At 66.6% G+C, this 15,660-nt stretch carries 4 protein-coding genes; 2 read left to right on the forward strand and 2 right to left on the reverse strand.

The features are described 5' to 3' along the window. Nucleotides 1-377: 377 nt before the first annotated feature. On the forward strand, nucleotides 378-10,574 hold the full coding sequence (locus tag H7A86_RS10645) for an autotransporter-associated beta strand repeat-containing protein (RefSeq protein WP_119131972.1): 10,197 nt from the start codon (nucleotides 378-380) through the stop codon (nucleotides 10,572-10,574). A 192-nt stretch (nucleotides 10,575-10,766) separates the two neighbouring features. Here H7A86_RS10645 and H7A86_RS10650 read toward each other — a convergent pair whose 3' ends face one another. Continuing rightward, nucleotides 10,767-13,577 (reverse strand): S8 family serine peptidase, encoded by a 2,811-nt coding sequence (locus H7A86_RS10650; protein WP_119131971.1) that lies wholly within the window; start codon nucleotides 13,575-13,577, stop codon nucleotides 10,767-10,769. Nucleotides 13,578-14,587: 1,010 nt separating this feature from the next. Between H7A86_RS10650 and H7A86_RS10655 the strand changes: the two genes are divergently transcribed. Next, nucleotides 14,588-14,863, forward strand: coding sequence for a hypothetical protein (locus H7A86_RS10655; protein ID WP_104648747.1), 276 nt, complete (start codon nucleotides 14,588-14,590; stop codon nucleotides 14,861-14,863). Between the two features lie 90 nt (nucleotides 14,864-14,953). Here H7A86_RS10655 and H7A86_RS10660 read toward each other — a convergent pair whose 3' ends face one another. Further along, nucleotides 14,954-15,592, reverse strand: a complete 639-nt coding sequence (locus H7A86_RS10660) for a carboxymuconolactone decarboxylase family protein (protein ID WP_119128756.1) — start codon at nucleotides 15,590-15,592, stop codon at nucleotides 14,954-14,956. Between the last annotated feature and the right edge of the window lie 68 nt (nucleotides 15,593-15,660).

The following is a 15,660-nucleotide window of genomic DNA, read 5'->3' on the forward strand; positions in this document are numbered from 1 at the left end:
TTCCAGGCATGGTTTGCTCCTTATGCGAGAAAATGCCTGTTTTTTAGCGAGATGCAACCAGCTAGACGTGCGGTGACCGTCGCATGAGGCGGCTGGAGAGCGTTGGCGGGCACGAGCAAACCAATCGACAATTTCGACGTGCGTCGTGGGCAGTGTTGTGGTTAGTGATATTCAGCACAGTTTCAAGCATGGCGATTTTCTTATTAATCTCCCACTATTGCTCGCAGGGAGTGGTATTAAACGCACTCATCCGCAAGACGATAAAAGCGGGCGCAGCTTTAATTGCTTTAAACCGACTCGACAGTAAATCAACTTTCTGCTGTTGGAGAGCGCGTGTGTGTGCGTGAGTCTCTGCACGGCGATACAGGGGGAATAAAATGAATCGTGCATTTGCGCTGGTCTGGAACGCAGCAATTGGCAATTGGGTCGTGACGCACGAACTAGTGCGGCGGCGGCGCAAGTCCGGGGCAACCCGCCGCAGTGTGTCGAGCCTTGTCGTCCTGGCGGTGGGAGTGGCCGCACCGATGCTGGCCTGGGGAGCATGCACGCCTGCGGTTCCTGCAGCGGGCGCAACCGTCACCTGCACCGGGCTGCCAATCACCAGCAATAGCTTCACAAGCGGCACCAACAACCTGACTGTCAACGTGGCGGCAGGCACGCAAATGACCGCCGGCTTGCTTGGCGGCACCGCCGTTGCGCTCAGCGGCGCCAATTCCACCCTCAACAACAGCGGGACGATCGATCCATCCGTGCTTGGCCTGTTGTCGGTGCTGAGCACCGGCGTCACCATGGGCAATGCCAGTTCCACCGCGGTGACCGCCAACAATCTCGCCGGCGGCGCGATCTACGGCACCGGCGGCGTGCTTGGGGCCAACCTGCTCAATCTCGACGGTATGGCGCTCGGCATTACCTCGGCCAGCAATGGCGTCGTGCAGATCAACAACGCCGGCCTGATCGATAGCCGTGCGTTGTTGAACCTGTCGGTCCTGAGTGCGGATACGCCGGTGATTGCGGTCAGCGGCGGCGGTACCGTCAATGCGGTCAACACCGGCACCATCAACGGGCGCGTGGGCTTCCAGAGCTCGGCCACCGGTAACAGCTTCGTCAATTCCGGCACCATCAACGGCAGCGTGTCGTTGGGGGCAGGCAGCACCAATACCTTCACTGCGGTGACCGGCGGCAGCGTCAACAGCGGCGGCGGGCTGGCGCTCGAATTGCTTGGACCAGGCGGCTTGCTGAGCTTTGCGCAGACCGGTGTGGTGGATGGCGGTGCAGGCGGTACCAATACGCTGATCCTGCAGAATTCGGCCAGCGGAACCGGCAGCGGCAGCACCGGCGTAGGAACGCTCAGCACGGCGCAGTACATCAATTTCGGCAGCCTGCGCGTCAACAGCGGCACCTGGTCGGTGGGAGGCGCAAGCAACTTCGGCAGCAGCGCGCTCAATGGCGGCGTATTGCAGTTCGCCAATCCCGCGCAGCTGGGGACTGCCATCAGCGCCAACGGCGGTGCGCTGGAGGCAACAGCCGCCGGCCTGAGCCTGTCGCCGGCCGCCGGCATCACGTTGGGCACCGGTGGCCTGACCTTGCAGGGCACCAATGCGTTGACCGTGGCCAGCCCCATCAACGGCACCGGTGCGCTGACCAAGACCGGTACCGGTGCGCTGGGCCTGACCGGCACCAATACCTTCAGCGGCGGCGTCAACCTGCTCGGCGGGTCACTGACCGTGGGCACCAACAGCGCGTTGGGAACAGGCACCGTCAACGCATCTGCCGGCAGCGTACTTGCGAGTGCGGCCGTCAACCTGCCGAACGCATTCGTGCTCAACAACGTCATCGGCATCGGCGGTGCCAGCAACCTGCGGCTCGGCGGCGGCATCAGTGGCGCCGGAGCGCTGAACAAGATCGGCACCGGCACGCTCACCCTTGGCGGCAACAACACCTACGCCGGGGGCACGACGCTGGGTGCCGGGACGCTGCTGATCGAAACCAATACCGCGCTCGGAGCGGGCACGGTGACCGCCGCCGGCGGACAGCTGGAGACCAGCACTCCGCTGATCCTGGCCAACAATTTTGCACTGACCAACACACTGGGCGTGGGCGCCAGCGGCAACGCACTCACGCTGACCGGCACGCTTGCCGGTGCCGGTGGCATCAACAAGACCGGCACCGGCACACTCGCGCTCGGCGGTACCAACACCTTCACTGGTGGCACCACGCTGGCATCGGGCACCTTGCAACTGGGTACTGCTTCGGCACTGGGCACCGGTGCCTTGAATGTCACCGGCGCGTCCAACCTCAGCAGCAGTGCGCCATTGACGGTGGCCAACGGCATCAGCCTGGGCGGGCCGTTGAACTGGACCGGCGCGCAGGCGCTGACCTTGAGCGGTGCCGTCAACGGTGGCGGCAGCCTGATCAAGAGCGGCGCGGGCGACCTCACGCTGAGCGGCAACAACGCCTACACCGGCGGCACCACCCTGGGTACCGGGCGCCTGGTGGTGGGCGCGAACGCGGCACTGGGCACCGGTACATTGACCGCAAGCGGCGGCGAGCTGGATGCCACCGCAGCGGCAACCCTGGGCAACACGATCGCACTCACCGGCACCTTGGGCGTGGGCAGCAGCGGCAATGCCGTGAACCTGACCGGCGCCATCGGCGGCACCGGTGCGTTGACCAAGCTTGGCACCGGCACCCTGACCCTGGGCGGCCTGAACACCTATACCGGCGGCACCAACCTCAATGCCGGCACCTTGCAGGTGGCCAGCGGCACCGCACTGGGCACGGGTGCCTTGAACGTCACCGGCAATGCGGCCCTGCAAAACACGGCGGCCACCTCGCTGAGCAACGCGATCGCGTTGACCCCGGGTGCGTTGACACTCAGCGGGGCGCAGGCACTGACGCTGAGCGGCGCGGTCAGCGGGACCGGAAGCCTGGTCAAATCCGGCAGCGGCGATCTCACGCTGAGCGGCAACAATCTGTACAGCGGCGGCACCACGCTCAGCGCGGGCAAACTGACGGTGGGCAGCGACACCGCGCTCGGTGTCGGCGCGCTCAACGCAGCGGCTGGCACCACCCTGGACACTGCAACCGTCAGCACGCTGGCCAATGCCATTGCATTGGCGGGCCTGGTCGATGTGGGGGGCAGCAACGCGCTCACACTCAGTGGCGCCATCACCGGTGTGGGCAGCCTGGACAAGCTGGGTCCCGCCGGCCTGACCCTGGCCGGCAACAACAGCTATACCGGGGGGACGCGGCTGAGTGCAGGCAGCCTGGTCCTGGGCAGTGACACGGCCCTGGGGTTTGGCACCCTGACCGTCGGCGGCGGGCTGCTCGACAGCACCGCCGCACGCGTGCTCGCCAATAACGTCGCGCTGGAAGCGGATCTGCAACTCGGCGGCAGCCAGGATCTCGCCCTCACCGGCGCGGTCAGCGGCGTGGGTGGCGTCATCAAGGACGGCGCCGCTGCACTGACGCTGGCTGGACCCAACAGCTTTGCCGGTGGCGTGGATCTCAATGCAGGTGCCTTGTTGCTCGGCAACGGCGCAGCACTGGGCACCGGTGTGCTGACCGCTGCCGATGGCACGCAGCTGCAGGCTACCGTCGCGACCACGATCGGCAACGACGTCGCCCTGAACGGTGCGCTCTCGCTCACCGGCAATACCGATCTTGGCGTCACCGGCATCGTCAGTGGCGCGGGCAGCCTGATCAAGCAGGGTTCCGGTGCGCTGACGCTCACCGGCAACAATCTCTACACCGGCGGTACCCTGGTCGACACCGGCACCCTGGTGGTCGGCAGCGATACTGCACTGGGCACCGGCGCGCTCACGGCTGCCGATGGCACGCAGCTCACTGCCAGCACTGCAGTGACCTTGCAGAACGCGGTCAACCTCACCGGTCAAGTCGGTATCGATGGCCAGGACCTCACGCTCGATGGCGTGGTCGACGGCGCCGGCAGCCTGATCAAGAACGGCGCGCAAACGCTCACCCTCAATGGCAGCAATACCTGGGCCGGCGGCCTGCAGCTGCAGGGCGGCGCAGTGGTGGTCGGCAGCGACACCGCGCTGGGGGTGGGCACGCTCAGCGCCGCAGACGGCGCCACGCTGGATGCCGGCACGGCGGTGACACTGGGCAATGCGCTTGCCTTGAATGGCGCCCTCACGCTGCCAGGCACGCAGGACATCACGCTCAACGGCGTCGTCAGCGGGATCGGCAGCCTCGACAAGCAAGGCGCTGCCACGCTGACCCTGGCCAATGCCAATACCTTCAGCGGCGGTGTTGCGCTCGATGCCGGGCGTCTGGTGCTCGGCAACGACACTGCCTTGGGCGTGGGTGCGCTGCTGGTCGGCGGTGCTGCCGAACTGGATGCCACTGCCGCATTGACGCTGGGCAATACGCTGCAGTTGAACGATCAGCTCACGCTGGTCGGCAGCAACGACCTGGGCTTGAACGGTGCCATCACCGGCACCGGCAGCCTGATCAAGAATGGCGCCACCACGGTGTCGCTCAACGCCGGCAACAGCTATAGCGGTGGCACCACGTTGACGGCCGGCACCATCGCGGTCGGCGCCAACGACGCACTCGGCACCGGCAGCCTGTCGGTCGTCGGCAATGCGGCGCTGAGCAATGCGATTGCAGTGGCATTGGGCAACGACATCGCGCTTGGCGCAGCACTCACCGTGGACAACGGTGCGGACATGCTGGTCAGCGGCGCCCTCAGCGGGACCGGCGAGTTGATCAAGACCGGCGCCGGCACCCTGACCTTGAACGGCAGCAACAGCTACACCGGCCCGCTGGCGATCCAGGCCGGCACGCTGGTGGCCAGCACGGCCGCGTCGCTCGGCAACGCCAGCAATGTCGATGTCGCTGCAGGGGCGGTGCTGAATCTCGGCACCGGTGGCCTGATCAGCGCGCTCAGCGGTGCCGGCAGCGTCACTACCGATGCCGGCGGCACGCTGCAGTTGGGGAGCGGCGATTTTGCCGGCAGCCTGGGCGGTGGCGGCAGTCTGGACAAGGTTGGCGCGGGCACGGTGCGCCTGCTCGGCAGCAGCGCGATTGGTGGTGCCACCCAGGTCAGCGGCGGCACCCTGGATGTGATCGGCAGCCTGGATACCAGCGCGTTGAACGTGGCGCTGGGCGGCACGCTGACCGGCACCGGCACCACCGGCAGCGTGGCCAGCAACGTGACCATCGCCGACGGCGGCCGGCTGGCAGTGAGCAGTGGCTCCTCGCTCAGCGTGGGTGGCCTGACCCTGGCACCGGGGGCGTTTTTGGACGTCGCACTGGCAGCGCCGAGCACTACGCGGCTGCTCGCGGTCAACGGCGACCTCACCCTGGACGGCACGCTCAACATCACCGACCTCGGTGGCTTCGGCACGGGCGTGTACCGCCTGATCGACTACACCGGCCTGCTCACCAACAACGGCCTGGCGATCGGCCTGTTTCCGGGCAGCGTGGATCTCAGCCAGCTCGCGCTGCAGACCGCCATCGGCCAGCAACTGAACCTGGTGGTGACGGCGCCGGGCAGCATCGTGCAGTTCTGGGATGGGGTGCAGACCACGGCCAACGGCACTGTCGATGGCGGTGCAGCCACGTGGGGGGCGGCGACCAACTGGACCACCCAGGACGGTACTGCCAACAGCACCTGGCAAGGCGATTTCGCGGTCTTTGCCGGCAGCGCCGGCACGGTGGGCGTGGCGGGCACGCAGGACATCGGCGGCCTGCAGTTCGTCACCGACGGCTATCAGTTGACCGACGCCGGCGCGGGTGGGCTGGCGGTGACGGCCCCGTTGACCGCGATTCGGGTGGATCCAGGTGCAACCGCCACCATCGATGTGGCGATCTCCGGCAGCGGTGGCGTGGAAAAACTCGACACCGGCACGCTGGTGCTCGATGCGGCCAACAGCTACACCGGCGGCACCGCACTCAGCGGAGGCACCCTGGTGCTGGGCGACGCGCAGGCACTTGGCAGCGGCACGTTGACCGCCGCAACCGGCACCAGCCTCGATAGCGACCAGGCATTGGCGCTCGGCAATGCGGTGGCGCTCACGGGTGCGCTCACCCTGGTCGGCAGCAACGACCTGAGCCTGTCCGGCCCGATCAGCGGTGCGGGCAGCCTGATCAAGAACGGCACTTCCACGCTCACGCTCGATGGTGCCAACAGCTACGTCGGCGGCAGCGTGTTGAACGCAGGCACCCTGGCGGTGGGCAGCAACACCGCGCTGGGCGTCGGCAGCCTGTCGGTGCTGGGCAATGCCACCTTGAGCAATGCGATTGCGCTGGCATTGGGCAATAACGTCAACCTGGGCGCGGATCTGACCATTGCCAGCGCGGACGATCTGGCCTTGACCGGGGTGCTGAGTGGCGCGGGTGCCGTGACCAAGACGGGCCTGGGCACCTTGACCTTGTCCGGCGGCAACACGTTCACCGGCCCGGTGTCGGTGCAGGCCGGCGTGCTCGCCACCGCCGCCCCCGGCGCGTTGGGCAACACCAGCGCCGTGGACGTTGCCGCAGGTGCCGGGCTCTCGCTCGGCAGCAATGCGGCCCTGGGTGCAGTGACCGGGCAGGGCAATGTCGCCGTGCTGGGCGGCAACACGCTGCAGCTTGGCGCCAACAACGTCGGCAGTACTTTTGCCGGCAGCCTGAGCGATGCAGGCAATCTGGACAAGGTCGGCACCGGCACCTTGCAGCTCACCGGCACCAGCGCGCTCGGCGGCACCACCCAGGTCACCGCCGGCACGCTGGACGTGGATGGCACGCTGGCCAGTGCAGGCGGCCTGACCGTGGGCAGCGGTGCCAGCTTGAGCGGCAGCGGCGGGGTCGATGCGGCGGTCACGGTGAACGACGGTGGCCGCCTGGTGGTGACCAGTGGCGCAGTGTTGACCACCGGCAGCCTGAGCCTGGCTCCCACTGCCACGCTGGACGCGTTCCTGGGCATCCCCAGCCAGACCGGCGTGTTGGCGGTCAATGGCGATCTCACCCTGGACGGCACGCTCAACATCACCGACATCGGCGGCTTCGGCACCGGTGTGTATCGCCTGATCGACTACACCGGTGGCTTGACCGACAACGGCCTGGGCATCGGCACGTTGCCCGGTGCGATCGATCCCACCCAGTTGACGCTGCAGACCGCGCTGGCCCAGCAGGTCAACGTGGTGCTGCTGGCGCCCGGCAGCAACGTGCAGTTCTGGGATGGTGCGCAGACGGTTGCCAATGGCAGCATCGATGGCGGCGCAGGCGTGTGGGCCGCAGGCCCCACCAACTGGACCTCGATCGATGGGCTGAGCAACAGCGACTGGCAGAACAGTTTTGCCGTGTTCGCCGGCACCGCCGGCAATGTAGGCGTGCAGGGCACGCAAGGCATCACCGGCATGCAGTTCGCCAGCGACGGGTATGTGCTGAGCGATGCCGGCGCCGGTGCAGTGAGCGCCAATGCGGCCACCACCATCATCCGGGTCGACCCTGGCGTCACCGGCACCATCGATGTGGGCATCGGCGGCACCGGCACGCTGCAGAAACTCGATACCGGCACGCTGGTGCTGAGCGCTGCCAACACCTACACCGGCGGCACCGCGCTCGGCGGCGGCACGCTGGTGCTGGGCGATGCGCAGGCACTGGGAACCGGCACCTTGACCGCGGCAGCCGGCACCAGCCTCGAGACCGACCAGGCATTGGCCGTGGGCAATGCGGTGGTGCTCGACGGTGCGGTGACGCTGCTAGGCAGCAACGATCTCGCCCTGACTGGCGCCATCAGCGGTGCCGGCAGCGTGATCAAGACCGGTGCATCCACGCTCACGCTCAGTGGCAACAACAGCTATGCCGGCGGGACCGCGCTGAGCGATGGCACCTTGTCGATCGGCAGCAACGCCGCGTTGGGCACCGGCACCTTGGCGGTGGTCGGCGATGCGGTGCTGACCAACCCTGTTGCCGCAGCGGTGGGCAATGCGCTCACCCTGGGCGCTGCGCTGCGCGTCGACAACCCGGCAGACCTCACGCTTGCCGGCGATATCAGTGGCAGCGGCGCGCTGATCAAGACCAATACCGGCACGCTGACACTGGACGGCCGCAATGGCTACAGCGGTGGCACCACGGTCAATGCCGGCACCCTGGTCGGCGACAGCGCCAGCCTGCAGGGGGCCATCGTCGATAACGCGACGCTGGCATTCAACCAACTGGCTGACGGCGTGTTCACCGGGTCGATCACCGGCACCGGCAGCGTGATCAAGGATGGCGTCGGCGCGTTGTTGCTCAACGGTGCAAACGGGTACACCGGCGGCACCACGATCACGGCCGGCACATTGATCGGCGACACCACCAGCCTGCAGGGCGATATCGCCAACAACGCGGCACTGGTGTTCAACCAGGACACCGGCGGCGTCTATGCCGGCACGCTCAGCGGCACCGGCTCATTGCAGAAGGCCGGCACCGGCGCGCTGCAACTGCTCGGGCCCAACACCTACACCGGCGGCACCGTGATCAGCGCCGGCAGCCTGATCGGCACCACCACCAGCCTGCAGGGCAACATCGTCGACAACGCCACGCTGGTGTTCGACCAGGCCAGCGATGGTGTCTTCGCCGGTGCAGTCAGTGGCACGGGAAGCGTGGTCAAGCAGGGGGCAGGGGCGTTGACGTTGGTGGCACCCAATACCTATAGCGGTGGCACCACCATCGCCAGCGGCAGCCTGATCGGCACCACCACCAGCCTGCAGGGCAACATCGTCGACAACGCGACACTGGTGTTCGACCAGGCCGGCGATGGCACGTTCGCCGGCAACATCACCGGTAGCGGTACGGTGATCAAGAACGGTGCGGGTGCGTTGACGCTGGATGGTGTCAACGCCTATCTCGGTGGCACCACGATCAACGCCGGTACAGTGATCGGCGATACCGACAGCCTGCAGGGCAACATTGCCAACAACAGCGCGCTGGTGTTCCAGCAAGCCAGCAATGGCACCTACGCGGGAATCTTGTCGGGCAGCGGCAGCCTGCTCAAGGATGGCGTGGGCACCTTGCTGGTCACTGCAAACAGCGGCGGCTTCACCGGGCCGATCACAGTTGCTGCGGGCACCCTGAGCGTGGGCAACCCGGCCAATCCGGGTGCCGCGTTGGGCGGGCCGGTCACGGTGGGCCCGGGCGGCACACTCACCGGCAGCGGCAGCGTCGGCGGCCTGAGCTCGGGCGGTACCGTGGCGATCGGTGGCGGCGGGGGCACCATCAGCGTCGGCGGCAATGCCACGCTCGGCAGCGGGTCCACCTTGCAGGTCACGCCGGGCGCAGGCGGTGCGGTCACACCCATCAGTGTGGGCGGTGCGGCCACGCTGGCGCCGGGCAGCACCCTGCAACTGGTGCGTGCGACGGATCTGCCGTTGTTTACCGAGATTCCGGTCATCAACGCCGCTGGCGGGCTCACCGGGCAGTTCGGCAGTGTCGTCTCCGACTATGCCTTCGTTTCACCGAATGTCAGCGCCAGCGCCACCGCGCTGTCGGTGTCGTTCGGCCGCAACACCGAGGCCATGGTCGATGCGGTCACCGCGCCGAACCAGCAGGCTGCCGCAGCGGCCGTGGATGGCTTGCCAACTACCAGCCCGGTCTACCAGGCGGTGGTGCGTCTGCCCGACGACCCGCAGGCGATCAGCACGGCGTTTGCCTCGTTGTCGGGCGAAAGCCATGCCAGCACGGCGACCGCCTTGCTGGATAGCCGCTTCCTGCAGAGCGGGGTCGGCAATCACCTGCGTGGCGACACTCAGGATGCGCGCGTGGGTGACACCACGGTCTGGATCACCGGCCGTAGCCTGCCCAACCGTGTCGATGGCGATGCCAACGCCGCCTCGGTGCGACGTGAGGACAACGGCATCATGGCTGGTGCGGAGCGGCGCATCGGCGAGCGCAGTGTGGTCGGTATCGCGGTCGGTAACCAGGACATCGAAACCCGCTCGCGCGAGTCCCTCGATCGTTCCGATATCGATGGCACCCATGCCGGCATCTACGGCCAGGCCGATTGGTCCGCGTTCGCTCTGCAGGCGTCGGTCGACTACGCGGACTACAGCGTGGACAGCAGCCGCCGGGTGATGCTGCCCGATGTGCTCGAAGAGCGGCTGACCAGCGATTACGACGCGAAGGCCATCACCGTGTCGATGGAAGCGGCATGGAACCTGCGCACCGGCAATGCGGTGTACAGCCCCTTCGTCGCGGCGGACTACACGCATCTGAAGACCGATGGTTTCAACGAGCGTGGCGGGGTTGCCGGGCTGTTGGTCGACAGTGCCAAGGACGAGTACACCACCAGCACGGTGGGTCTGCGCGGGCGCTGGCAGTTGGGTCCGGCCGCCGGGGTGTATGCCTCGGTCGGGTGGCGCCATGCGTTCGGCGACCGCGCCGTGCAGCGGTCGGCCGGTTTCATCGGCACCGGTTCGCAGTTCTCGGTGCAGAGCGTCACGCTGGCGAAGAACGCGGTGGTCGGCGAACTGGGCGTGAGCCTGATCACCTCGCCCAACAGCCGCATGGCGCTGTCGTTGCAAGGACTCAACGGCGATGGCCAGACCGCATACGGCGGCCAGGTCACCTGGGGCTGGAACTTCTGATGCACCGCAAACCAGAAAGCCCCGGCACTGCCGGGGCTTTTTTTCGACACCAGCGCAGGCACGTCCATTGCAACGACTGCGCCGCCAGGTGCGGGCCGGCTGCGCCGGCAACCGCGACCCGGCGTAGCGCGTACCGATTTTTGCACGCCAGCCACGCGGCCTTGCCGCCGCACCGCCGGTTGCGGCCGGCGCTTAGAACTGCCAGCGCAGACCGACATTGGCATTGATGCTGTTGGCATCCGAACGACCGCGCTCGGCGCCCACGTTGCCGTAGATGGAGAAGGCATCGTTGAGCTGGTAACGCACGCCGACCGAGGCACGCGCCGACTGCTTGGACACCGGCTCGCCGGCCACGTTGAAGCGCGCTTCCGGCAGACCGGTGAACCAGGCGGTGAAGTCCGAGTTCGGATTGCCGAGCAGCGAACGGTAGGCGATCAAGCCATCGAAGCCCCACTTACCGCGCACCAGATGACCGCGCACACCCACCTCGCCGTAGCCAGCACGCAACGTGTCGCTGTTGGCGCTCAACCCCAGCCCGGTGGCCGAGGCTTCGCTGAAGGCATCCTGGGTCTGGCTGACCACGCCTGCGGCAATGAACGGCGACAGCCCTGCCTGCGGCATCAGGCCGACTTCGGCACGCAGCGACCAGTTGGTGTCGTGGCGGCGATCCTGCAGGCGCTCGCCGATGCTGCCGGCCTGCACCGTGCGTTCGGTGTCCACATTGCTCATGCCGTAGGAACCGATCCCGGACACATACGCCTGGCCGATCGGCTGATACAGATACGCGGTCATCGCGTAACGGTCCGAGCGCAGGCGGCTGGCCGACGCATCGATGTGCGCACGGTCCTGCCCCGAACTCAGCGCCGCACCCACGACGGTGCCGGCGCTGCCCATCGGCAGATCCACACCGACGGTGGTGGCCTGCTGGGTGTAATCGGCCGAGTCGAACCCCTTGCCGCCCAGTTCGCCGTCCAGATAGCTGCCCTGCATCCAGGTGGTCAGCGTGGTGGTGTCGGCCAGGTAGGGCAGGCGATCGGCCGCCACGCGTGCATCGTTGAGTGCCGACTGGAAGCCCAGCGTGCGCTCGATGCCGTGTACCTGGCCGGCCAGGGTCGGCAGCGATGCGGCTACCTGCGCATCATTGGCCGCCAGCAGCGCGCCGGTGGCGCTGATCAGGCCACCCAGGTTATCGGTATCGCCGGCGGCCACACGCGTGTCCAGCACCTTGACCAGCGTATCGGCCTGGGTGGCACCGTTGACCACCGACTGCGGCGCACCGGCCGCCTGCGCGCTGGCAGCGGAGGCATTGCGGGTCAGCGTGGCGGTGACGGTGGTGGGGTCGTAGGCGAGCGAGGCGGTCCAGAAGAAGTTGTTGGCGTACTGCACGCGGTCGAAGCTGCCTTGCAGCGCGCCGGCCTTGACGATCCTTTCGCTGCTGCCGACGCTGTAGCCAGCCGCTTCCGGCAGCAACAGCAGGTTGCCCTTCAGGCTGGCCTGGCCGGTGACGGTCAGCCCCTTGCCCAATTCGATGGCGGTGGTGCCGGTGGTGTTGGCCAGGCTGTAGCCACCGTTGATGACCCCGCCGCGCGATTCGAACGTGGCCGAGTTGAGCACGATGACGTCCGAGCGCAGGCTGCCGGACAGGGCGAGCACGCCGTCGCTGACGCTGGTGCCGCCGGTGTAGCTGTTGTTGCCGCTGAGCGTGAGCTTGCCGGCGCCGTTCTTGGTCAGGTTGCCGGCGCCGGAGATGTCGTTGCTGAAGGTGCTGTCGTAGCCGGACGTCACGTTGGCCGACCAGTTGTTGATGAACTGCGCCGGGCCCTTGATCGCCTTGGCCGCATTGACCAGGCCGAAGCCGTACAAGGCGTCCACGCCGGGGTCGCCCAGGTCGGTGGCGGTGGTCAGCAAGGTCTGCTGCAGGTTGGAGGCGCTCATCCACGGATACACACCGAGCACCTGGGCCGCGATGCCACTCACTGCGGCAGTGGAGAACGAGGTGCCGGCGATCTGGCCCTGCAGTTCGGTACCGGCCAGCGCCGGTGCGAAGTAGCTGCCCGGCGCCACCAGGCACCACTGCGCCGCGGCGCCGCAATGGTTGGAATAGCTGGTCAGGCCGGCGGCATTGCCGGCGCTGTCGATGTTGACCGCGCCCACGGCCAGCCAGTTGTTGCGCAGGCTGGCTTCCTGCACCGGCGTCGCGGCCGGGTAGGAGGCTTCTGCCGCGCCGTCGTTGCCGGTGGCGGCCACGATCAACGCATCGGCCTGCACCAGCGGGGTCAGCGCGTACTTCCAGGCCAGGGCCGCATTCGCGCTGCTGGCCGCATCCGCATAGGAGGCACCGATCGACAGGTTGGCGATGCGCACGCCGGCAGCGGCCAGGTCCACCGCGGCGCTGCGGGTCTGCTGGGTGCCGCAGGAATTTTCGGCGCAGATACGCGCATAGAGCAGGTCCGCATCCGGGGCGATGCCGCCGGCGAAGCCGTCCTGCGCATTGCCCAGCACCAATGCCGAGATGACGGTGCCGTGGCCGCGCAGCGCGTTCGACGCCGATTCCGGTGTGCCGGGGCTGGCGGTGTAATCGGTGAACGCATCGACCTTGCCGCTGACCGGCGCGTAGCTGCCGTAGAGATTGTCGTCCAGCACGGCCAGCTTGACGCCCTGACCCTTGGCACCGGCCTGCTGCGCCAGATCTGCGTTGGTCGGCACCAGCAGGTTGCTGCCCAGGCCCTGGTAGCGGGCGGGCGCAGGTGCAGGCGCAGGTGCAGGCGCCGGGGCGGCCTTGGGCAGCGGATCGGCTGTAGGCGTTTCCGACGGCGTCGGGGTCGTGGGGGGCGTTGGCGCGGTCGGCGTCGTCGGCGTGGTGGGTGCAGGCGTCGACGGGGTCGGAGCGACCACCGTGGTCTGCGGCGGATCACTGCGGACATTGCCGCCACCGCCACCGCCGCCACAGGCGGTCAGGACAAGGCAGGAGGCGATGGTGGTTGCGAGTAGCGAGCGATTCATGGGTTGGTCGATTCCGGTAGTGGCGCGCCGCAACTGCAAAAAACCTAAAATTTGGCGCAGACGATTCCAGCACCGGCGATGGCCGGCGTGGCATATTGGTTTCACGCGTTATTCACTTTATCCGCCGCGAATCTGTCCCCTCAGATAAGCGCTCCGGATAACACGGTAATGCGCCAATGCATTCGACCGTGTGCTTGCGAGATTGTTTAACGGCGCTAGCGATAAACTCTAAAACCTGAACGGACAGTTGCTATTCAGAGAAAAACGCGACGCATAGGATTCAACGATCTAATCCATAGCTAAATTGGATTAAAATCCCGCTATCAAGCCCAACCGCAACGGAATGTCGGAGCGAACACAACAATAAGTGGTCACGAATCTCCGGGGGCGGCAATCCTAGATGCGATGCATATCGCAGGTAATCAGGAAATCCGTCGAAGATGTCGGTGAATGACCCACACGTTGTAGCGGATTCGACTGTAAGTTAGCAATTCTGGCAGACTCTTCCGTAATGCGTTCGCAGGATTTTGGCCTATCGAAAATCGCCTCGGCGTTATATTCACTTCTTGCCGAAGAATCATTATATCCGCTCGATTTATACTGACCGAAAGCGAGCGGCCCCGGCCATTGTGCTTGATTCCGCGCATATTCCGCGAAAAAACGCGGGGGCCGCAATCGATGAAGCAATGGATATGCGGCGTTCCTCCGGCGCTGGTACGTGTCGTCTGAAACCGTCAAGCTGAATGCAGGGGGAATATTCAAGCCGGTATTTCGGGGTTCGTACGCGAAATTCTGCATTCCCCTACACCAGGTTTTCAGCGGTCTTCAGCTCGTCGAGAGGGGGCGCATCCACGAGTGGGGCGTGGCTACAGTGCCATCCCGGCACGGGCTGGCCGGTCTGGGCGCATGCCCACGTTGGCAGTAAGCCGCTGTCGCAGCGCTAGCGTCTGCATAAATGGTTCAAGTTCCGCCGCCACCGAATTTGGGCATGGCAGCTATGCTCGAGTCCGATGAGCACCCACAGCACCGAAAGCATGTCAGCCGAAGGCACCGACCAGGGCCTGCCGTACCGCGTGGTCGCTCGGCAGCTCGGGCACCGGCGCATCGTCCTGGAGACCTTGCAGGTCTGTGGACATCCGGTGCCGCTGCCGACCGCGCCCACATTCGGCTCGCTGCAGACCGCGCTGGAGATTGGCACCAGGCTGGCCGAGCAGTACATCGGCCAGTTGATCGTCAAGCAGGCCGGCGCAAGGTCTGCGCTGGCGGCGGGCCCGGCGCCGCGTTAGCAGCGTGCGACCGGGTCGACCCGGCGCCGCCATCGGCAGCTGCGTGCGCAGCGGCAGCAGGCGCTGCGGTCATCGCAGCGTGCCGCAGGCTCACTGCGCCCTGGCTTTGGCCAGTGCCGCCTTGGCGCGCGTGCCCGCGGCCGCACCTACGCGCTTGTCCAGCACCTGGGCCAGCGCGTGCAGCTGCGCCTCGGTCACACCGATGTTCAAGCCGATCTTCAGGTGCGACTGCAGTTGCGCCTCCACGCCTTCCAGGGCGGCGAGCACGCTGATCGTGGCCAGTTCACGGCTCACCCAGTCCAGGTTGTCGCGGGCAAAGATGTCGCCGAACAGATGCGTCTTGAGGTATTGGTCGATTGCCGGCGCAAACACGAACAATGGCCCGGTCACCGGCGCGCCGGTCAGACGGGTCTGGTTGGCGGTGCCCAGTGCGAGCAGCGCATCGCCGCTCGGTACCGGGCCAGGGTCGTGTCCCGGCGCATCGGCGATGCCGCGCAGCTTGCGTGCATCGGTGACCTGCATCAAAGCGGCCAGTGCATTGAGGCTGCGTGGAAAGCCGGCGTAGGCATACAGCTGGACCAAGAGTTCCTTGCAGTCGCCGATGCTCATGCCTGCATCAAGGCCCGCCTCCAATGCAGTGTTCAAGCGCTCGATGTCGCCAGTGGCCGCAAACGCGGCAATCGGTGCAATGGCCTGCTGCCTTGGCGACAAGGTGGCGTGGGTCGTCATGGACGTGATCTCCGAAGGATGTGCTGCCGTGGGGGAGGGGCAACAGAGAACTAAGGCAGCTGCGCTCC

It is taken from the genome of Xanthomonas euroxanthea (assembly GCF_903989455.1).
Taxonomy (GTDB): Bacteria; Pseudomonadota; Gammaproteobacteria; order Xanthomonadales; family Xanthomonadaceae; genus Xanthomonas; species Xanthomonas euroxanthea.